The organism is Armatimonadia bacterium (assembly GCA_039679385.1).
Lineage (GTDB): Bacteria > Armatimonadota > Zipacnadia > Zipacnadales > JABUFB01 > JAJFTQ01.
This window is the reverse complement of the sequence record JBDKVB010000029.1, coordinates 1-19,783: the sequence shown is the minus strand read 5'-3', so window position 1 is coordinate 19,783 and position 19,783 is coordinate 1. Positions and strand designations below refer to the sequence as shown.

The window sequence follows — 19,783 nt, the reverse complement described above, 5'->3', positions numbered from 1 at the left end:
CTCAGGCGGGGCTTTTTGGTGTGCCATCGGCGCTCAGCGGAACATGTCCACCGGTCTTCTTGCTCAGAACCGGGCCTGAAGTGCCCTCAAACGCCCGTCTGAGGCCGTTTCGCCATTCCCTGGCAGGTCGTCTATTCTGCCAGAAAAGGAAACGGTCATGAGCACAGTCGGCGCCCCGCCCGGCCTGCACCCACTGGTGCAGGAGTTCCTCCAGTCCCAAGCGACCGTGCAAGGCCTCAGTCCTAACACGCTTCGGGCTTCCAGGGGTGACCTGGAGCAGTTCCTTGCGTACCTGCGAGCACAGTGCTCGGCTGCGACTCTGGAGACAGTCCAGACTCGCGATGTCTACGGGTTCTGCCGCTGGCTTGGGCAGGAGCGCTGCCCGGCTACCGTGGCGCGCAAGCTGAGCAGCCTTGGCTCCTTCTTCCGCTACTTGCAGCAGACGGGCGTCGTGGAAGGCAACCCCGTCGCCGGCGTGCCGAGGCCACGCGTGCCCGAGGCCTTCCCCCAGGTGCCAACCGAGGAGGACTGTCGTCGCCTCCTTGGGGCCTGCGCGACGGAGCGAGAGCGAGCCGTCGCTCTGCTTCTCCTCGGCTGCGGCCTTCGCCGCAGCGAGTTGCTTGGGCTCAACGTCGGCGACGTGGCGGCGGACCTGTCCCAGATCACGATCCAGAGAGGCAAGGGCGGCAAAGCCAGGGCAGTGCTAAGACCACAGACCCGCCCGAAAGAGCCCTTCGCGCCACAGCATCTACCTGTAACGCATGCATGATGCCAGCTTAGTCTTTGTCTGTCGTGCACAGTGTGTTCTACCGCGGTACTACAAAACAGAGGATGAAGGAAACGTCGTGATATCGGCGAAGTGGCGCCAGAGACTGACATGGCGCGAGGGAGGCACCACATGCCCTTCAGGGCGACGGCGCAGGACATTGCCGCACTGCCACCGCCTGACTTCGTAGACTTCATGGCGCATCTCTTGCGGTGCGAGAGCGAACGGTTGGGAATGCCCCCGGAGTCAGTGATCTGCCCCGCCAGCACTGTCATGACGGTGCCGGACGGCGGCGTGGATGCTCTCGCGGAGGGTGCGCCCGCGGGGGCCAACTCCCGGCTCCCCTTAGTGAGGTCCGTATGGCAGTTCAAAGCCGGCGCCATCAAGCCGCACCAGCTCACCGACGAACTTGACAAACCCGATGTCACCGCGGAGCTACAGGCGGGCAGTTGCTGGTGCCTTGCCACAGGTGTCGCGTTGAACATCAGGACACGTCAGAATCGCAAAGCCGCGGCAGACCAATGGTTCCAGGCGCATGGGCTGCCTCCGAACTACAGGATACTGGACGGCGGGGAGCTTGCGGAGTGGGCCGAGCAGTTCCCGACTGTTGCCATGCTGCCTGTGTTCCGTCGCCCGAGAGCAGGCGGGCTCCATACGCTTGAGGAGTGGCGGAGGGTGCCCGAGCACGAGGCCACATTCTACCCAGACGAGCAGCGCGAAGAGGATGTCAAGCAGATACGTCAGTGGTTGGCATGCCCATCACAGCACGGCATGGTCCGGATCGAGGGACCGGCCGGAGTAGGAAAGACGCGCCTGGCGATGGAGGCCGTCCTCGGGTCTGTGTGGGAGGAGCGGGTGCTCTACTGTCCGAACCCCGGAGCTGCAGGTCTGGGCGACATTCTGCAATGGGTGCGTGCGCATCGGTCGGCTACCCTGGCCCTGGTGGTGGACGAGTGCGACCAGCACACGATGCAGAACATGGCTCTCTACGTGAGCAGCACTCCCGAACGCCTGAAGGTTCTCACGATCGGGACCGACCCCACATCGATGTATACGACTGCCAATCCGCCGGGTCTGCTCACCCTCACGCTGCTAGCCGACGACGCGATGCGGAAGCTGCTGTCAGAGAGCTTCCGTGATCTGGCTCCCTCTGGACGGGAGCGGGTCATACATCTGTCTGGGGGCTACGTCAAGCTGGCTGTCAACCTGGCGAGGGCAATCCGGCGCCTGGGCAACCAGGCGCGTTCGGCCAGCGAACTGGCACGAGTGCAGGACATCCAGGACCCGCTCGCTGCTCTCATCCCCGACCGTGAGGACAGGAGGGCGGTGGAGGCGCTATCGCTCCTGCAGAGGGTCGGCGTCCGCGGCGACGTCGCTGAGGAGGGCAGAGTTCTGGCCTGCTTCATGGGAATTGACCTCCATGCCCTGCTGGACGCACCTCACAACCCGAACAGCCGGCCCTTTGTTGCGGATGCAGGACGGTACCGGTATGTGACGCCACGACTGCTGGCCGTATGGCTTGCCAACGAAGTCTGGACGCGCCGCAGCGACGAGGTACCGGAACTGCTGCAGCGCCTGCCCACTCCCGAGAGCCGCCTGTCCCTCCTTCAGAGGGTGCTCGATATGGGCTCCGAGGGGGTGGCGGAAGCCTTCACGAGGCAACTGCTTGGCCCAAGTGGACCGTTCCGGAACCTGGCAGCGCTCTCGGACCCCGAACTGGCCCAGATAGTCCAGGTTCTCGTACAACTGCACCCGGTAGAGGGCGTCAGTGCTCTGCAGCGGGTACTAGAGCACGTTCCTCGCGACCAACTCCTCCAGTTCACCCAGGGGCGCCGCCAGGTTGTCCATGCGCTGCAGTGCGCCGCCTGGCATCCGGAGGTGTTCTTCACGGCTGCAGGCCTGTTGCTCCGGCTCGCAGAGGCCGAGAACGAGGTGTGGGACAACAACGCATCTGGTGCCTGGACATCGCTTTTCTTGACGCACCTTGGGGGCACATCTGTCCGCGCGGTTGATCGACACGCTCTGCTACGAGAGGCCCTAGGAGGATCAGTGCCGTCGCGGCTACTGGCGGTGCGTGCCGTGGCGGCTGCCCTCCAGACGCATGAAGTTGGCGACGTCTCCGGTGAAGTTCAGGGAGGGATGTCCGTGCCACCGAGGTGGCGGCCTGAAAGCTGGAGCGAGGAATGGGAAGCGCGGCGATCAGCCCTGGTGATCCTCGACACAGCGATCGATGACCAGAACCCAGAGGTGCAGAGGGCAGCCACCGAGGTACTGCTGGATAGCTGGGCTGGCCTCGCTCGCATGGGCCTCAGTGGAGACGTCGTCGACCGTCTGGAACGGCACCGCCTCGATGATGAGCGCGATAGAGCGCGTCTGCGCGACGAGATCTCGCGACTGCTGCAACACGACCGAAGGGAGATGCCTACTGACCTTGCGGAGCTCCTTGAAGCGCTGTCTGAGCGGTTGCAGGGCTCGACCTTCGCAGAGAGAATCCGACGATGGACAGGCCCTTCGAGCTACCATGAGATGTCGTCACAAGAGGGCCGGGAGCACATTCAGCAGCAACTGGCCCAGCTTGCCGACGAAGCCATGGGGCATCCTGACCAACTTGACCTTGACTGGTTGGCATCACTTGAGGCCGTCCAGGCAGAGCCCCTGGGGGTACTGATAGGTGAACGCGACACTTCTTTGGTCTGGTTGCCTGTGGCGCGCGGCGAAGTCAATGGGGCGCGGGCAATCCGCTTTGCCTCTGGCTACCTGCGCGGTGTCGCGAACCGGCGAGGCCTGGACTGGCTTGAGGACAAGATGGATGAGTGGGCCGTTGATCGTGAGATGCCCGACGACGCACTCCTCGACGTGCTTACCGCCTTTGGTCTGACCGAGCGCGCTCTTCTCCGTCTGATCCGGATGCGGGAGCAGGGGCGTCTGCTGGTGCGAGAGGGACGCTTCCTGCCTCCTGCTTGGGCCCTCGACACGCCCCAGCCCCTCTTGGTGGCTCTGATCGCTGAGGTGCTTCTGCAGGTTGAGCCGCCAGCTGCCAATGCCGCTCTCGAGCTGCTCACCCATGCTCTCCACAAGGGCGACTTCGACGTCTCACAGGCTGAGAAGGTCGTCTGGACGGCTCTGGAGCGTGCCTCCGCGCAGGCAGGCAAGAGCACCATGAGTGAGTTCTACTGGGGTGAGGTCGCCAAGAGGCTGGTCCCACTCGACCCATCGCGAGTCGCTTCTGCCTGCATGACGGTCGCTACCGATGGTGATGTTGACCTGTACAGGGAGAACCCGGTCTGCGCGGCCCTGATCGCAGCTACCCAGGCCGAATCAGGGCAGGTCTGGGAAGCCGTCGCACGCCGTCTGGCGCCCGAGGAGAGATCCTTGCGCCTGTTGCTGTCCCTGCGTGGGTGGTATGGGGAATATGTTGGCGCCGATAGGCTCGTAGCGTGGGCTGAGGCGAACCTGCCGGACGGTCCGGGGGTTGCAGCTTCGGTCGCACCGGTCGGGGACGGCCCCCTGATTGACCCGGCACGCGCGCTGTTGCTGCGCTTCGGTCCGGAGTGCGTTGGCGATGCTCTTGAGGCCAACTTTGTGTCGGGTGTCTTCGGCGGTCCGCTCTCTGAGTTCTATGAGGGCAAGCTGCGGGTCGTGGAGGAATGGTGTACCGAGGCAGCACCGGCCATTCAGAGCTGGGCCGCGCAAGTACGCTGTCACCTTAGGGCGCGCCTCGACGCGGCCCGGCAGGAGGACGCAGAGGACGAGGTCTAGCGCTGCCCCTGACCGGACGCCGGCGCAAGCGGAAAACGGTCCCGGGCAAGCCCTTGCTGACGGCGGCCCAGGCGTCTCTGCTGGCGATGCTTAGCAAGGGGAAGTCCCCGCGACAGGCAGCAGAACAGCTTGGCATCTCCGGAACCACGGTCTACGTACACCTCAGGAACTGCCGCGACCGACTGGGCGCAGCCTCCACCGCGGAAGCCGTCGCCAGGGCAGCAGACCTGGGGCTGATAGAGTGAAGAGGCGGTCGATGTAGCTACCTCGGCTGTGGTGGGATGGCGCGTGCGAGGAAGGCTGTGGGCGATGGGAAAGGGGCCGCCGCCTGAGCGGGTGCGTGTGGTGCTCAGGCGGCGGCCTCTTGCCATGTAGGGAAAGCGATCGGAGGCTAGATTGTGGGCAGGTTGGGTGGGGTGAGGCTGGTGCGCACCAGCAGGAGGGTGCCCAGGTCACGCTGCAGAGCGCACGGGGTGCTGAAGTCGCGTCCCGCCCGATAGTGGATGAGGCAGCAGGCCGCGGCCACACACGCGCCCCCTCACTCGGGGCCCGGACGGGACATGTCACGCCGCTGGTTCTGCGGGACGGGCTACCGTTGCCGCGCGCGCTGCCACCCATTTGGGACCGTTCCAGAGGTCGTGGAGACGCTCGAACTCCCACGCGTTCCCCAAGTCAGCGGGCTTGCCGCAGGCGAATCTGGTATCGCCGCAACTGGTCAACTCCAAGGCCTTCCAAGGACGTGCGTCGAGAGCGTGCGAGGTCTGCAGTCCATAGCGGTACGGTGGCCGCGTGAAGGCACGTCCGAAGTCGGCCGACACCCTGATTCCTGCACTCTCCCCGACCGCGCATAGGTCATCCAGGAGGCGCTCGCCCACGCTCTCGTCCGTGAGAACGTTCTCTACACGGGGATCGAAGCGTATGTTCCGACGACATGCGGCTACTGGGATCGACACCCCGAGCTTGCGGATGATCGCTCGCTCGCCGCCCAGATCAGCCGCCAGACGCACGAAGTCCCTGAGTTCTGGAGCCGTACGGTTCATCGCGACGATCGAGTAATCCAGGTGCGGCCTCCCGTCGCCCCCTGAGCGCCGCCGCAGTAGCTCGCGCAGGTTGGTGAGCAGCGTTTCAAAGGGTGCGCCCGTGATAGCCTGGTAGGTCTCTGCTCGGGCGGCGTTCAGCGAGATAGAGAGATGGTCTACGCGGTACTCAAAGACCTGGTCGAGTATCTGCCCCGCCAACCTCTGCCCGTTGCTCACCACCAGAATCCGCGTATTCGCGTACGCATGCGCCACGATCTGGAGAAGCACGTCAGACTCAAAGGGCTCTCCTGACGGGCAGAGGCACAGTCCCCCCAAGTGCGGAAACACCTCCTCCGCCCATTCCGCCAGACGTAGCACTTGCTTCTCGTCGTCTAGGGGGTATCCAAGAGCATGTTTGCCGCACATCACGCAGTCCAGGCTACACGGTGAGCGCCAGTAGAATGACAGCCGCTCGGGGTAGCTCTGCATCGTGACTTGTCCTGAGGCCATCTCCGCCTCATTCTGCGCATGGTTGGCGGCAACCAGTTCGCTGTTCTGCGTGTTACGCCGGTTTGTCACCGCTGCACAGTCCCCTTTCCTGAGTTGGCCTTCCGTCCTGCAGTACCCTCTTGCACGCACTACTCAGCGCCGCTATGTGGTCAGGGTCCAGGCATGCAACCCCATGCTCAGTGCAGAAACGCCGTGTCTTGTCCTGTCTGGACACCGCTACGGTTGGTGTGCCAACGCGGTGGGCGAACACGCAGGAGTGGTACCGCATGCCAACCACCATGTCTGCGCCCCTCATGATGGCCAGCATCAGCTGCGGAGACACCGCGCTGTCGAGAAGGTCGAAGCCAGCTTCTCCCCCACAGCGTCGGCGCAGGGCCACCGCCGCGAGCATGTCGTCCTCTCGTGCGTCCCAGAGGTGCCGGCACATGCGTACGCAGAGAACATGACGTCCACTGTGGATGGTCGAGGACACCCACGCAGCCCACTCACCCAGATTCCCTTCTGTCACGTACATGGAGTTCAGCGACAGCACCACGTAGGGCTGGGTCTCGGGCTCAAGAAAGGGCCGCAGCAGAGGTGCAGCTAGGTTGCTCGGGGCCGCCTGGAGCTGTAGCGCGAGATCGGGTTCTCTAGTCACCGAGCGCTGGACACCCAACTCATGCAGTATCTCCCTGCTCCTGCTGTCTCGCACGCCCACGTACCGGGCCGTCTCGAAGGCGTAGCGCACCAGGTCGCGATCGATGGGGTGCCCATCGGGTTCGTCAATGCCGATACCACGCCACACAACATCAAGGCCGTGCTCAAGGGCTGCCACTGCATGCCGGCAGAGTCCCTCAAGGATGTCGGGCCATCGACAGCCGTGCCCCCCGATGGCAACTGTGTGCACGTCGGAGAAGAGGCCTTCGGCCGGAACTGCTGCCGCACCACGATCCCCCCAAGGCCGCACCTGCAGCCCATGGAACCACTCAGGGAACTGCTCTACGGGCGCATAGGAGCTCACAACGCAGCGCTCGCGCCCGAGTTGCTCCACCAAGGCAAGTGTCATTGCATCGTCCCCAAGATTGCCATATCCTGCGCCACCAAACACCAGGTAGCGACGATGGGCGTGGTGCGTCCACCACTCAAGTCGGCGTGCCGCCGATCGCCACGAGTAGTCGCGCCGTACGCGTAGCATCGTGCTCTGCTGGGAGGCAGGGGTGGTAGGCTCCTCGTAGACACACCGCATCCAGCGCTCGATATCTGCGCCATCGGGTTCGGCCCACTTGGGGTGAGCCCCCCCAGCGTGGTAGAGGTCGGGCACCTGGAACTGGCTCCTGCGCAACTCATACGGGAACAAGTGGTCGTCGCAGTAGTCCGTAACGCCACCCCAGCCGGTGGTCCCCACGCGGGCGCCGAAGCCGAGGGCCTCCAGAACGGGCAACTCGAATCCCCCTGCGCGATGCGGATGCACATAGGCACCACGCCGCGCTGTTCGAAGATACCAGCCCGCCAGCTGCTCTACTGTCCACAGCTGGGAGTACACCCGAATGCGTCTGCCCTCCGTCGCCCTAAGGTCGCTGTCTGCAGCCCGCAGCACCTGCTGGCACCGATCCCACGCTCTGGGGCTGCTCTTGACGGCGAGCATCACATCCTCGTCGCGGGAGAAGGCCCTCCGGAAGGCGTGTACGAGCCCCTCTACGTTCTTGCGCTCCTGGCAGATGCCATTGAAGAAGAACACGAAAGTACTCTCGGGAACGTCAGGGAGCAGCGGACGCGCCCCCAGAAGCCTGTCTGATAGCCCGAGCTGAAAGGGGAGCAGCCTGTGGGCGGGGACGCCCGCTCGACGATAGGCGTCGTAGACATGCTGGCTGAAGCACAGAAGGTAGTCGTAGCGCTCCGTCACCTCTCGCGTCCAGGCCGCGCAGGCGATGTCGTTGTCGCATGTCAGCAGTGCGAATCGCTTCCCGCCTGCTTCGACGATACACCCGTTGCCGTACGCAGCGGAGCGCGGGTCAGCCACGGGACGCTGCCGGACGGACAACCCGTTCTGGCGCAGCCCGCGTGCCAGCTGGTTGGCCAGCATGGCGATGCTGCTCTGGTCTTCCGGTTGCGCAACCGCATGGCGTATTGTGACGCGCTCGACGTCGAGGAGCCGGTTCAGGTGGGGCTCAAGGTCACCCCATCGGACCTCGTTGATGCACCGCGCATCCCGACAGACGTCAACGTAGCCACACGGGTACTGGTCGCAGAGATCGGGCTTAGCCAGCCCTACGCAGTTGGGGTAGTAGCCTATGCGGCAATCGGCCGGCACCTCGCTGAAGAACGCGATGCAGGGGACGTCCAGCGCGGCCGCCAGGTGCAGAGGGCCAGAGTCCGGCGTAACCAGCACGTCGAGATGGGAGATGACGGCCGCCAGTTCGCAGACGCTGAGTTCCCCACAGGTGTCGACCGTACCCGGTGGGCAGTTCAGTTGCTCGACCCTATCCCGGCGCACATCGAGCAGCACTGGCTGCAGGTCTGACCGTTTGCCCATCGCGGTAAGGAGTTGGGACGTAGCCTCCACGCTTCGGTTCCGAGCACGGCCCGCAGCCGACAGGACGACGCCAACATGCTTGCGGAAGCCGGACCATCCCCTCTGCCTGAGGTAGTCGATCGCCCGAAGCTCTTCCTCGGACTCCAGAGCATACACGGGCTTTCTGTCCCACGGAGCCACGCCCCCCAGTTCACAGAGGATGTCTAGACGCTCTCGTCTCCCTTCCCCGGGGGCGAAGTCAAAGCGGTGCCTGTCATCGAATAGCATCGCCGCGTCGTAGTCGTGCTCGTCCACGCGCCCCGCGTCGGCCACCGCATCGACGTAGGGGAAGTGCGACGCCATCGCTTGATAGCGGTCTGAAGTGGCGAAAGTCACGTGCGCTCCCGGGTACCGCTCTTTGGCGCCACGCGCTGCAACACTGCTCATCACCACGTCGCCCAGCCCCACTTTGCGCATCACGAGCACGCGTCGCCCTGCTGGAACCGGGCGAGCCATGGCAGGTTCCGCCTGCACCTCGGGGTGTGTGCGTTGCATCGACCGTGGCGTGACACCAGACACCTGCATGATCGTCGACCGCCAGACGTCCACAGCCGACAGTGATGCTCTCCGCTGAGACGCCCCACTGCGAGGCTTTGTCAGGGATCTGTCCCCATCAGCCCCATGGGCGCGCACTTCCTCGATGGCGGTGCCCACCACCGCAGCCCACTTGATGGGTGCTGCCCCGTCACTGTGGGGCCCCACTGAGACCACGCTGTCCCAGCTAGCGAGAACGCTTGCCAAGCTGGTGCGCCACTCTGTACCGCTCCCCGGCGGGGGAGGCAGAACCGTCATCCCCAGGCCCAGGTCACCTTGCTCCAGCAGACCGTGCAATGCTCTGCCAAGAGCATCGTCGAGCGGGAGAAGCTCGGACGCACCTCCCCGGGTCTGCAGGCGTCTCATGTGGCGTACGGCCTCCGCGACCTCCTGGCCCGACTGGCCCCAGTAGATACAACCAACAGTGCCGCCCCTGGAGGCCACCCCGTCGCCGCCCTTGGTGACCGCCGGCTGACCAAGGATATCGGCCCACCAACGCACCCCGACTGCCCACATCGTGCCACCGGCCGCCGGTATCGGATGCAGTGGCACACGCCGGCAAACTGGGTAGATCATGACGTCCATCGGCCGACTTCCGCCAGCCAAGCTCCCGTGCACGCGCATCGCTTCGTGTCTGTCGTGGAAACCTATCCACCCATAGCCTCTGGCCGCTTGGCCTGCGAGCTTCGCTACGGTACCGCATCTTCCGAAGGTCACGACGACGTCTGGGTCCCAACTGTTGATGCTGTCGGCGAGCCAGTCGCGACTTCTGTGCCGCCCGCGGTGACTTACGGGGCAACTTGGCGGAAGCGCTCGCAGCGCCCACTCAGGTACATCACCCGCTGCAGGAATCTGGATGCCGTGCTCCAGATCCGGCTCCTGGCTGAGAGCCCAGACGATGTCGGCGAAGGCTTGCCATGCATGCGGCTCCGCAGCACCTATGTCCGGCATCCACAGGACCTTGCACTCCGCAGGGACCTCCCCCGTGGCACCTCCCTCGACCAGGAGTGCGTCCACAAGACAAGTACACAGTCTCAACTCATCGGCGATGTCTGGAGGCCCTTCCCCTGCCGTCTCCAGGGAAGCAAGTACCCTTGCAATGCGTCGCCCGACGGGTGACCGACTGCCAGGCATCGGATGGATGCGTCTGAGCGTGCTCCGCGCGCACTGTCGAAGGGTGCGGCGTGTGTGTCCAGTGCTAGGCGCATCGAGAAGGCGCCCGAGTTGCTCCATACGCGCCCGCAGTCCGTTCAACCGGACGACGGTCGCTAGCTTCGTACCGTCTTGCATGGGTTCTGTAACCGCCCCCAATCAGTCATAGCGCACGCGTCGCGGCCCACGGGGCGTCCCCAGGCGGCGGCAATCGACGCAGTGCAGTTGGGTTCGCCAGGCAGGACAGCCTTGGCCAACTTAGCTGTCACCGTCCGGGGCATAACCGCTGACAGGCACAGACTGCCTCCCCTAGCTTCTCCAGCGTCTCACGATCATCGGACGGGGCTCTCTCGATTCCCTCCAGCACCACTAGGATACGGCCTCGCACCGCGGCGTCGGCGATGGGCAGCGCTCCCAACCTTAGTATCTGTTCACGCGCTATCTTGCTGGCCTTTAGGAGTGCTTCTGGGGCGTGCGGCGCCTCCAGCAGCTGATGCAGCCGGGCTATACCCAGGCCTATGCGGCCAGCCTCGTCACGGTACACAGCAGTCACGGCGGGGTTCATCGCGTCTGTCCTCCTTGGTGTGCCTGTCTGTGAGCGACTATGGGGCCGAAGGCCAGCCATGGCGGCACCGTCCTGCAAGGCGACGCCACGCCGCCGAAACCTGCCCTCCGCCCCCCCGTGTGCGAATGAGCACTGATCTGACGACCGGTCTTCCGCCCTGGCCCATCGCCGCCGCTTCCCGATGGGCCGCACGCATCTGGTACGGGGCGCTCGCCGTTCAGGCGTCTGAGGAGGCGTTCGGCAGAACGGATGATAGCGCCGCACGCAGGGCTTGCACGGCGAGGGCCGCACAGTGCTTCCGGCCCAGGGGCAACCCACCTAGCGCCTCCTCCAGATGCTCAGCGGTGATGCGGAGTGCATCGCCGGTCCGCATCCCTTTGATGATCTCCGTCAGTGCGCTCCCCGCAGCGATGGCAGGAGGGCACCCAAAAGTCATGTACGCGCAGTCCACGATGCGGTCACCGTCCACCCTGAGCTGCAGAACCATGTAGTTGCCGCGTCCGGGCGTGCCAGCCGTGCCAACGGCGTCGGGCGAGGCCAGCGTACCCACGTGCCTGGGGTTAGTGAAGTGGTCCATGACCGTGTCACTGAACACCGCTACCTCACTCCCTGGCCGTCTGCTGTCGCCAAGTGCTCCCAGGCCCGCACTGTGCGCGTTGCGACATCGTCCCAACGGAACTCCGTGGCGATGCGTTCCTGAGCCTGACGTCCGAGGCTCGCGGCCGCCTGCGGGTTCATCAGCAGCTGCACCACGGCTGACGCCAGGGCTCGGGGGTCTCTCGGAGGGATCGCAACGCCGGTGGCACCTGCAAGAACCGTTTCCTTCAGGCCGCCAGTGGCTGAGGCGATGACGGGCCTGCCGGCCGCCATCGCCTCAAGTGCCACCATCCCAAAGGGTTCGTAGAGGCTCGGGATGGCAATCACATCGCAAGCGTGGTAGAAGGCGGCCAGAACGTCACCTGTGAGATGGCCAACAAGCCTCACCCGTTCGGCAACGCCCGCTTCTCGCGCCTGCCGAAGCAGCCCATCCCTCATGCTACCGTCACCAGCGAAGACGAACTGCGTGTCGGGGCAGACGCTGAGGATGGCCGGGACCGCCTGGACCAGGACGTCCGGGCCCTTGACACGCGCGAGGCGGCCGACGAACCCCACAAGGCGCTCTCGACGAGCACAGAAAAGCGTGCGGAACACCTCTATGTCGGCCGAGGTCTGGAAATCCTCGGACCGGACGCCGCAGCCCACGACCGTGATCTTCTCCGGTGGCACTTGGTAGGCCTGGATGAGTTCTCGCTCGATGAAGTGGCTGTTGGCCAGCACAAGGTCAGCCACCTCGCAGATCCACTCCTCCACTCGGGCGATGTACTGCTCGTTCTCGTCAGGCTGTCCTGCGGTCTTCCCCCTCTGGGTGTCGTGCATGGCCACGACTAGTGGCACCCTGTGGAGGGCTTTGAGAGCTGCCGCTGCTGCTGCTGCCAGCCAGTCGTGTGCCAGGATCAGGTTGTAGCCCCCAGCGGCGCGCATCATCTCAAGGCAGCGGCCCAGGAGCACAACATTGTGCTGCAACACGTCGGCCACCCACGTGTGACCAGAGAACGGGACTGCCAACGGCGCATTGTGGACCGATACCCCGTCCTCCCTGTACGCGTCCACCTCGCTATCCCAGTTGTTGCACGCGACATCGACCGCGACTCCGTGCCGCACCAGGGCAGCACAGTGTTCACGAGCGTATCGTCCCAGACCATACCCCCGCGCGGGCGGATACTCTGTGGCTAGGCACAGCACTTTCAAGTGGGAACAACCTCCCGGTGGGCTGGACCATCGCCCCTCAGCGTTCCTACCTTGCGAAGGACCTGTCTGTAGACCTTGTCAACCGTGATAGCGTCCATGCAGGTGCGGTCGCGGCACGGCCTGCAGAAGCACGGTGAGCACGGCAACTCGGCCCGGATGGCGACCCAGTCGCCATCCGGCGGCAGTACACACTGTGGGGAATCGGCTCCAAAAAGGCCTACGATGGGCTTCCCTGCTGATGCGGCTACATGCGCCCACCCGGTGTCAACAGTGACTACCAGATGACAGTACTCCATGAGAGCACGTGCGACTCGCATATCGGCTACGCCCATTGTGTTCGTCACTCGCGGTCCGTCCAGCCCGCGCTCCCCAGGACCGCCAAAGGTCACGATGCGCATACCCTCGCCGGCAAGCGAGTCTGCGAGCCCCTGCCAGCGGTCGTCGAACCAGCAGCGCTGCTGCACACTCACGGCTCTCAGACCAAAGCCGACCACAGTGCCGGCTTCGCCCAGATGATGTTCATCCGCGATCCGACGGGCCTGGGCGTACTCGAGATCCGTTGGGACGAGTACCAGCGACGTGTCTGTGACCGAGACACCTGCACGTCGCGCGTACAACTCGATCCGATGGCGTTGGGCGCGGTCTGGTGCATCCTCGTAGGCACGGTTGAGGTCAATGACCACATCGTAGTCCCGCGTGGCGATGGGACGGCTGTCTGACTGCACCAAGTCAACGTCGGGATTGTTGGCGAGCAGTTCGCAGTGCGCATGGCTTGTGTGATAGGTCAGCTCGGCACCGGGCCAGCGCTGTCTCACAGCGCGCAGAACCGGCGTGGTCTGCAGAACGTCGCCACGTGCGCCGATGCGTGACACGAGTACGCGTGCAGGACGGTCCTTTCCCCCATGGCGAGGTCTCGGTCGCAGGCCCGACGCCCGCTCGAGCACTGACAGCATGCACTGTGCAGAGCGTTCCCAGGAGAACTCCGACGCGCGACGTAGACCGGCCGCCGAGAGCTGCCGCCGCAGCGCCGTGCTTCGCATCAGGGCGAGCAGGCCCTCGGCGACCTCGGCTTGGTCTGTAGGGTCGACGAGGTAGGCCGCATCACCGACCACTTCGGGCAGTGACGCGGTCCGCGAACACAAGACTGGCGTTCCGGAGGCCATGGCCTCGAGCGGCGGCAGGCCAAACCCTTCGTACAGCGATAGGAAGGCGAATACACCCGCCGTGCGGTACAGCTGCGCAAGCTCCCCGTCCGACACAAGCCCCGCAAAGACGACATGCTCGTGCAGTCCAAGCCTGCGCACTTGTGTTGCTGCCTCGGCGACGCCAGGCCCCGGGCGGCCCGCCACGACCAGCGTCCAGTCGTCCCCAACCTCCTCCAGCGCCTTCCCGAAGGCGGACAGCAGACCCGGGAGGTTCTTGTTCCTTGCCGTCCCGCCGACGGCAAGCACGAACAAGCCCTCAACCTTCAGGCGTTCGCCGAGTGCCCCCAGACCGGAGCCATCGGCCAGCTGGTGGAACTGCGCGCCCGGAGCCCCTCCTATCACAGTCACCTTGTCCATTGCCACTCCGTAGGTTCGGCAAAGCTCTTCGCGACCAAACTGGGACAGCGCGACCAGATGGTCTGCCACCTGACAACTTGGGGCGACCCACCGACCGAGGTACCGCCGGAGTTCAGGCGAGTAGTACTCCGGGTGAGCCTCGAACCCCAAGTCGTAGACGGTGAGGACGCTCGGACACGCCTTCAGCATCGGCAAGGTTAGGGTCGGTGACCAGAAAACGTCCGGAGCCAGTCGCTCCAACTCGACTGGCAGAACCAGTTGCTCCCAGCGCTCATCGCACAGGGCGGCACCATCGGACGGCACCACTGTCACGTTCGCTGCCACGGGCAAGGGCAGTGATGTGCGCGGCGAACCCGAGATGAGCAGGAAACGATGGTCGGGAGCCAGCATGATCAGTCCACCCAGAAGGTTCGCTGTGTAGACTGAACTCCCCGTGCCCGATACTTCTAGCAGCCTCACGTCCACTGCGATCTGCATAGGCTACCCGAACCGGTGGCTCCACCGCTCCCGGAAGGTCCGCTCGTTGCGCAATGCCGCGCGGGTGAACTGACTGTCTTCGCGCTGCACGGTCTGTGCTGTAACCGTCGAGTGGTGGTAGATAGCGGAATAAGGCGAGTACACGATGCGAAACCCGGCCTCCCGAGCGCGAAAGCAGTAGTCCGTGTCCTCGTAGTACGCGGGAGCGTACTGCTCGTCCAGATACCCGATGGTCTCGATCACCGGTCGCTTAATCAACATGCAGGAGCCCTCAGCGTACTGGACCTCACAGGGCACCCCATAGGTGGGGTCCTCTCGGCTGCAGCCTTCACCGAGCGGTCCCTGGACCCGTCCTTCACGGAAGACCAAGCCACCGATACCCCGGATGCAGTCGGTCTGCGGTGACAGTATCTTTGGTCCCACGATGCCGATGTCATCCGAACTCTCGGCAACGCGGAGGAGACCGAAGAGCCAGTGCTGGGTAACTGTAGTGTCGTTGTTCAGCAACACGACGTAATGACTGCGTGCAGCCCGCATGCCTTGGTTCGCCGCCAGGGTGAACCCCAGATTTCGGCTGTTCGCGATGACCTGTAGGGGCCAGCCCGCAGACTGAAGGCTGGATAGGTACTCTGAGGTCCCATCGCTGCTACCATTGTCGATGATGATGAGCTGATGGGGCCAGTCAGTTGCGCTACGTAGGCTATCTAGGCAAGCCCGCGTGTACTCCAGTTGGTTGTAGACTGGAATCACGATGTCGGCTTGTGCTTGCGGTTCATGCCTCGCATCCATAGGCCTGCAAGGTCCTCGCTGCCATGTCCCGGCAGTCGTAGTGCGTTCTTGCGTGCTGGTAGCCGTTCTCCGCGAGTCGCTCGCGCAAGGCGTCGTCGCACAGCACACGCAGGATGGCCTGCGCAAGGGAGCGAGCATCGCCTGGGGCCGCCTTCAGACCGGTCTCCCCGTCAGTCACAATCTCAGACAGACCACCGGTGTCTGAGACGACGACAGGCGTGTGAGTTAACATGCCCTCCAGAGCCACGATCCCGAACGGCTCGTAGAGGCTGGGCACCACGAGCACCGCCGCCTGTCGCAACACGGCCGCGAGCACATTCCCTGTGAGATAGCCGACGAACTCAGCCCGAGACCCCAGATTGAGCCCGCGCATCTGTTCCTGCAGGGCCGCCTGAAGGGGTCCTTTGCCGACCAGCAGCAGCTTGGCCTGGGGCACGATCCCGACCACTTGAGACATGGCGTCGAGAAGCACGCCGACGCCCTTCTCCTGATCCAGGCGCCCCAGGTACAACACCAGCAGGTCATCGGGCGCCCCGAACATCGTACGGAAGCTGGCCAGGTCGCCCTCCACCGCAGACCTCCGTTCGTCGACACCGCACGGGATGACAGCGATTCTCCCGGGAGGGCAGTCGTAGTGCTGGATCATCTCCCCTCGAACGAACTCGCTGCAGCAGATCACACTGTCTGCCTCGATCCCTGCCCAGCGCTCAAGGTGGGCCATGTACTGCTGCCAGCGCTCCAGGCGTCCGAAGTACTTGCCCTGAGCGGTGTCGTGGATCGTACATACCAGCTGAGCTGCTGGGTGCATCCACTTGAGCACCCGTCCGCAGAGTACTGTGAGCCAGTCGTGGACGTGGATCACATCCGGGACGCCGGTGTTGTCCGCCACCCGCGCCGCAGTCTGCAGTGCCGAGATGTTGAACTGGATGACAGCCGAGGTGTCGTCAGGCGGCTTGGGTGGAGACGGGAAGTCTATCCGGTGCACCCGTACACCCTCCATAGTAACATCTCGGTCCTGGCCGCCGATGCTGTTGGTGACCACGTGCACGTCCGCACCCAGCGAAGCCTGCGCCGTCGCCAGGCTCTGCACGGCACGCCCCAGTCCAAAGACCTGGATTGGTGGGTACTCTGAAGAAACATGCAATACACGCATCTGTCTACCCCTGGGTCACATGGCCTTAGCAGGAGGTGTGCACGTCATGCTCGCCAACGGCACGTCGGTAGCAGGCCAGTGTGTCAAGGGCGGTCCGCTGCCAGCTGAACTGCCGTGCGCGTTGTGGGCCGTCCCGCGATAGCTGGTCGTGCGCACCTCGGTCGGTTGACAGCCGCACCAAGGCAGCGGCCAGAGCGTCCGTGTCCGCAGGGTCGACCAGCCAAGCCGCCTGACCCACCACCTCAGGGAGGGAGGTCCCGTTCGACACGATGGACGGCGTGCCGCACGCCATCGCCTCCAGCGGCGGCAGGCCAAAGCCCTCGTACAGTGACGGATAGACGAACAGATCGGCGGCGTTGTAGGCACAAGGCAACAGGTCATCAGCCAGGAAGCCCGTCACGCGCACATGGTTCTGCAGACGACGCTCAGCGATTGCTGCGGGTGCGTCATATGGTCTCCCACCAGTACCCCCTGCCAATACCAGTGAGTGCGGGATGCACGCGTCGCGCTTCGCAACCTGGTACGCATCGAGCAGGCGATCGAGGTTCTTCTTGGGTTCCAGCGAACCGACGTAAAGGATGAACGGGCCGCGGATGTCGTGCTTCGCGCGCAGTTCGTCCTCCTGAGGCCCGACATATGACGGCCGGAAGCGCGCTAGGTCTGCGGCCTCGTAGGTGACGTCGATGCGGCTCTCATGCACCCCGTAGGCCTCCATGATCGCCCGTTTGGAGTACTGTGATACAGTCAGGATGCGTGTGGCGGTGCGTGTAGCAGCCAGGCTCCATTGCTGCAGATATGCGCATAGGTGCGGCTCGACGAGCTCTGTCCGGAAGTGGAAGACGACGTCATGGATTGTGCTTACTGTGGGGCACGGAGCTACGATAGGGACTGAGAAGGTAGGGTTGTGGTAGAGGTCGGCCCCGAGCTCTGTGAGCATGGCTGGCAGCTGTAACTGCTCCCAACCTGCGTCTATCATGGCCGCAGGGCACGCGACCTGCCGGAAGTTGGCCTGCTGCACTACGTGGGTCTGGGGTCGCAACGTGCTACACAGGAGCACGAACTCATCCCGCGAGTTCACTGCGGCCAGCGCTCGCACAAGGTGTAGCGCGTAATTCCCGATTCCGCCGCACCCCTCGAATACAGAACGGCAGTCAACCGCTATCCTCACGGCCCCACCGCCAACAGCTTCTCGAGCTCCAGGCCGGGTCTGTACTCCACCATGACCGCACCGTCGTCGTTGAGCAGATGCCGGTAGTCGCCTCCCGGGTCGACGCGTGAGTACAACTCGTACTTCTGCTTGATTCTGTCCTCGTAGGAATACCCGTAATGCCTGATCAGCACCTTCGACAGGGCTGCCTGACCTCTCAGGCCCAGGACATGAGCCCCGTGGATGGTCTGCAGGGGGTAGTGCAACCCTAGCTGGCTCCGGAACAGGCGCGGATGGACATGGTGATGTGTCTCGTCGCCCCAGTTGGCGTCCAACCGAAAGTGCGTCTTTCCGCGCCAGAAATGCAGCATGCGGAAGCCCCAGACTACGAACTCGTCCTGATGCATCATCATGTCAATGCTGTCGACGATCCGGTCTTCGAACACCTCATCTATGTCCATCATCAGGACCCAGTCTGGTCGCGTGTCCTGAGCCAGGGCCAGCACCATATTGCGGTCCAGCCCCTCATGGAAGAAGCTCTTTTGCCAGCGGATGCAGTGCACAACCTTATCGCACGCGCGGCAGATGTCTGACGTCCGATCGGTCGATCCGTCGTCAAGAACCACTATCGCGTCGACGAATCGACTGAGCGATCCAAGGCACTCCTCCGCCCATGGCTCGCCGTTTCTCACACGGATGCCGGCCGTCAGCTTCATACAGGGTCCTCGGTCCGCGTGTCCTGCTGGCACTCATTCGCAACGCGCTGGTAGACCGCAGCAGTCTGCAGTGCGAATCTGTCCAGCGAGAACTCACGTGATCTCTCCAGACCAGCCTCACGCATGCACTCCCGCGCTACGTCATCGCCGAGCACGCATTCCAGACCGTCGGCAATGCTCACGGAATCGTAGGGATCCACGTAGAGGCACGCGTTGCCCCCGACCTCCGGCAGTGACGACACGCGTGACGTGACCACCGGAGCACCGCACTGCATGGCTTCGAGCACCGGGATACCGAACCCCTCGTAGAAGGACGGGAGACAGAAGACAGCACAACCACTGTACAGAGAGACGAGGTCGGACGTCGGTACGTACCCGGTAACCAAGACATCGCCAGACCGCCCCTCTGGCGGCAGCACCCCTTCAGGGTCGTAGGTCCCGGGCTCACTCGGGCCGGCCATCACCAGCATCAGTGGTCGAGCCACGCGTTTCCGCACCTCTCGAAAGGCCGCCAGTAGCCCTGCTACGTTCTTGCGCAGTTCTATTCGCCCCACGTACAGCACATAGGGTGCGTCGATCCCGTATCGCACCATCAGCGCCTCGAGTCGAGCGGGGTCTCTCACTGGCTGGTATGCGCCATCGGCCGCTTGGTGCACGACTGAGAGCCGTGATGGAGTGATCCCGTACAGATGCTCAACGTCGTGGCGGGTGTGCGCGGAGGCGCAGATGATGTGGTCAGCGCCGCGCAGCCACACAGGAGCCCAGTGCTCAAAGAAATGGCGGAGCCAGGGGGGCGCGTACTCGGGGAAGAGCCTGGGGATGCAGTCGTGGACGGTACAGACCTGGGGTACCGTCCTGACAACGGGCAAGCCGAAGGCCGGGTTGTGGTAGACCTGCGCCTTGAGGTCGTGCAGGAGGTTGGGCAACTGCAGCTGCTCCCACAGTGGCGCCCGCGTATCGACGACATGCTCGCGTAGTTGGCCGCCTTGGCTCTCGCTGCCCTCCCCGCGGTGAGAGCGGAGCGCGATGTACTGCTGTTGTCCGGCGGTCTGCGACAGGGCGGAGACGAGGTTCCGCGTGTAGTTACCAATGCCCGTTGCGGCACCCGTCACAGAGCAAGCGTTGATGACTATGCGGAGACCGTGAGTTGTTGCGTGCGACATTTCCCGTTCACCGCTTTGTTATGTTGCGGGGGAGGTGGTTGGGAATAGGGATGGTGAGTGATTGGGTAGGTACATAGAGGGGAGATTAGGCTGGTTGTGAGCTTCCCTCTAGGATTGCGCATCATTCAAGAC

Annotated in this window: 15 protein-coding genes; 3 read left to right on the top strand and 12 right to left on the bottom strand. The window is 64.0% G+C overall.

Annotated features, from left to right (window positions below; all coding sequences use genetic code 11):
• Window positions 1-157 precede the first annotated feature (157 nt).
• The 3 genes from ABFE16_02805 (at window position 158) to ABFE16_02795 (ending at window position 4,770) form a co-directional block, all read left to right on the top strand.
• Window positions 158-769, top strand: coding sequence for a site-specific integrase (locus ABFE16_02805; GenBank protein ID MEN6344203.1), 612 nt, complete (start codon window positions 158-160; stop codon window positions 767-769).
• Between the two features lie 129 nt (window positions 770-898).
• Entirely contained in the window at window positions 899-4,525 is a 3,627-nt protein-coding gene (locus ABFE16_02800) for a hypothetical protein (protein ID MEN6344202.1), read from the top strand.
• 53 nt (window positions 4,526-4,578) lie between these two features.
• Window positions 4,579-4,770 (top strand): helix-turn-helix domain-containing protein, encoded by a 192-nt coding sequence (locus tag ABFE16_02795; GenBank protein MEN6344201.1) that lies wholly within the window; start codon window positions 4,579-4,581, stop codon window positions 4,768-4,770.
• Window positions 4,771-4,916: 146 nt separating this feature from the next.
• Here ABFE16_02795 and ABFE16_02790 read toward each other — a convergent pair whose 3' ends face one another.
• From ABFE16_02790 to ABFE16_02735, 12 genes are all read right to left on the bottom strand, one after another.
• The gene (locus ABFE16_02790) at window positions 4,917-5,051 is read right to left on the bottom strand and encodes a hypothetical protein (GenBank protein ID MEN6344200.1); all 135 of its coding nucleotides are present in this window, start codon (window positions 5,049-5,051) and stop codon (window positions 4,917-4,919) included.
• A 37-nt stretch (window positions 5,052-5,088) separates the two neighbouring features.
• Window positions 5,089-6,123: a radical SAM protein gene (locus tag ABFE16_02785; GenBank protein ID MEN6344199.1), complete on the bottom strand. Its 1,035-nt coding sequence runs from the start codon at window positions 6,121-6,123 to the stop codon at window positions 5,089-5,091.
• Window positions 6,107-9,715, bottom strand: a complete 3,609-nt coding sequence (locus ABFE16_02780; protein ID MEN6344198.1) for a polysaccharide pyruvyl transferase family protein — start codon at window positions 9,713-9,715, stop codon at window positions 6,107-6,109. The genes ABFE16_02785 and ABFE16_02780 overlap by 17 nt, the downstream gene beginning before the upstream one ends.
• Before the next feature lie 841 nt (window positions 9,716-10,556).
• The gene (locus ABFE16_02775) at window positions 10,557-10,856 is read right to left on the bottom strand and encodes a hypothetical protein (protein MEN6344197.1); all 300 of its coding nucleotides are present in this window, start codon (window positions 10,854-10,856) and stop codon (window positions 10,557-10,559) included.
• A gap of 217 nt (window positions 10,857-11,073) precedes the next feature.
• Window positions 11,074-11,451, bottom strand: a complete 378-nt coding sequence (locus ABFE16_02770) for an iron-sulfur cluster assembly scaffold protein (protein MEN6344196.1) — start codon at window positions 11,449-11,451, stop codon at window positions 11,074-11,076.
• 2 nt (window positions 11,452-11,453) lie between these two features.
• Window positions 11,454-12,638 carry a glycosyltransferase family 4 protein gene (locus ABFE16_02765; protein ID MEN6344195.1) on the bottom strand — a complete coding sequence of 395 codons (1,185 nt, stop codon included), beginning with the start codon at window positions 12,636-12,638 and terminating at the stop codon, window positions 11,454-11,456.
• Window positions 12,639-12,640: 2 nt separating this feature from the next.
• Window positions 12,641-14,683 carry a glycosyltransferase gene (locus tag ABFE16_02760; protein ID MEN6344194.1) on the bottom strand — a complete coding sequence of 681 codons (2,043 nt, stop codon included), beginning with the start codon at window positions 14,681-14,683 and terminating at the stop codon, window positions 12,641-12,643.
• 3 nt (window positions 14,684-14,686) lie between these two features.
• Entirely contained in the window at window positions 14,687-15,472 is a 786-nt protein-coding gene (locus ABFE16_02755) for a glycosyltransferase family 2 protein (protein MEN6344193.1), read from the bottom strand.
• Window positions 15,456-16,625: a glycosyltransferase family 4 protein gene (locus tag ABFE16_02750; GenBank protein MEN6344192.1), complete on the bottom strand. Its 1,170-nt coding sequence runs from the start codon at window positions 16,623-16,625 to the stop codon at window positions 15,456-15,458. The genes ABFE16_02755 and ABFE16_02750 overlap by 17 nt, the downstream gene beginning before the upstream one ends.
• 25 nt (window positions 16,626-16,650) lie before the next feature.
• Entirely contained in the window at window positions 16,651-17,793 is a 1,143-nt protein-coding gene (locus ABFE16_02745; protein MEN6344191.1) for a glycosyltransferase family 1 protein, read from the bottom strand.
• Window positions 17,790-18,488, bottom strand: a complete 699-nt coding sequence (locus ABFE16_02740) for a glycosyltransferase (protein MEN6344190.1) — start codon at window positions 18,486-18,488, stop codon at window positions 17,790-17,792. Before ABFE16_02740 ends, ABFE16_02745 begins: the two co-directional genes overlap by 4 nt.
• A complete protein-coding gene (locus tag ABFE16_02735; GenBank protein ID MEN6344189.1) occupies window positions 18,485-19,651 on the bottom strand; it encodes a glycosyltransferase family 1 protein in 1,167 nt (388 codons plus the stop codon). The genes ABFE16_02740 and ABFE16_02735 overlap by 4 nt, the downstream gene beginning before the upstream one ends.
• Between the last annotated feature and the right edge of the window lie 132 nt (window positions 19,652-19,783).

What these genes read in the sequence shown, in the direction of transcription:
- ABFE16_02805 (MEN6344203.1), top strand. Translation starts at nt 158, where the DNA reads ATGAGCACAGTCGGCGCCCCGCCCGGCCTGCACCCACTGGTGCAGGAG.
- ABFE16_02800 (MEN6344202.1), top strand. Translation starts at nt 899, where the DNA reads ATGCCCTTCAGGGCGACGGCGCAGGACATTGCCGCACTGCCACCGCCT.
- ABFE16_02780 (MEN6344198.1), bottom strand. Translation starts at nt 9,715, where the DNA reads ATGATCTACCCAGTTTGCCGGCGTGTGCCACTGCATCCGATACCGGCG.
- ABFE16_02775 (MEN6344197.1), bottom strand. Translation starts at nt 10,856, where the DNA reads ATGAACCCCGCCGTGACTGCTGTGTACCGTGACGAGGCTGGCCGCATA.
- ABFE16_02760 (MEN6344194.1), bottom strand. Translation starts at nt 14,683, where the DNA reads ATGCAGATCGCAGTGGACGTGAGGCTGCTAGAAGTATCGGGCACGGGG.
- ABFE16_02755 (MEN6344193.1), bottom strand. Translation starts at nt 15,472, where the DNA reads ATGGATGCGAGGCATGAACCGCAAGCACAAGCCGACATCGTGATTCCA.
- ABFE16_02750 (MEN6344192.1), bottom strand. Translation starts at nt 16,625, where the DNA reads ATGCGTGTATTGCATGTTTCTTCAGAGTACCCACCAATCCAGGTCTTT.
- ABFE16_02740 (MEN6344190.1), bottom strand. Translation starts at nt 18,488, where the DNA reads ATGAAGCTGACGGCCGGCATCCGTGTGAGAAACGGCGAGCCATGGGCG.
- ABFE16_02735 (MEN6344189.1), bottom strand. Translation starts at nt 19,651, where the DNA reads ATGTCGCACGCAACAACTCACGGTCTCCGCATAGTCATCAACGCTTGC.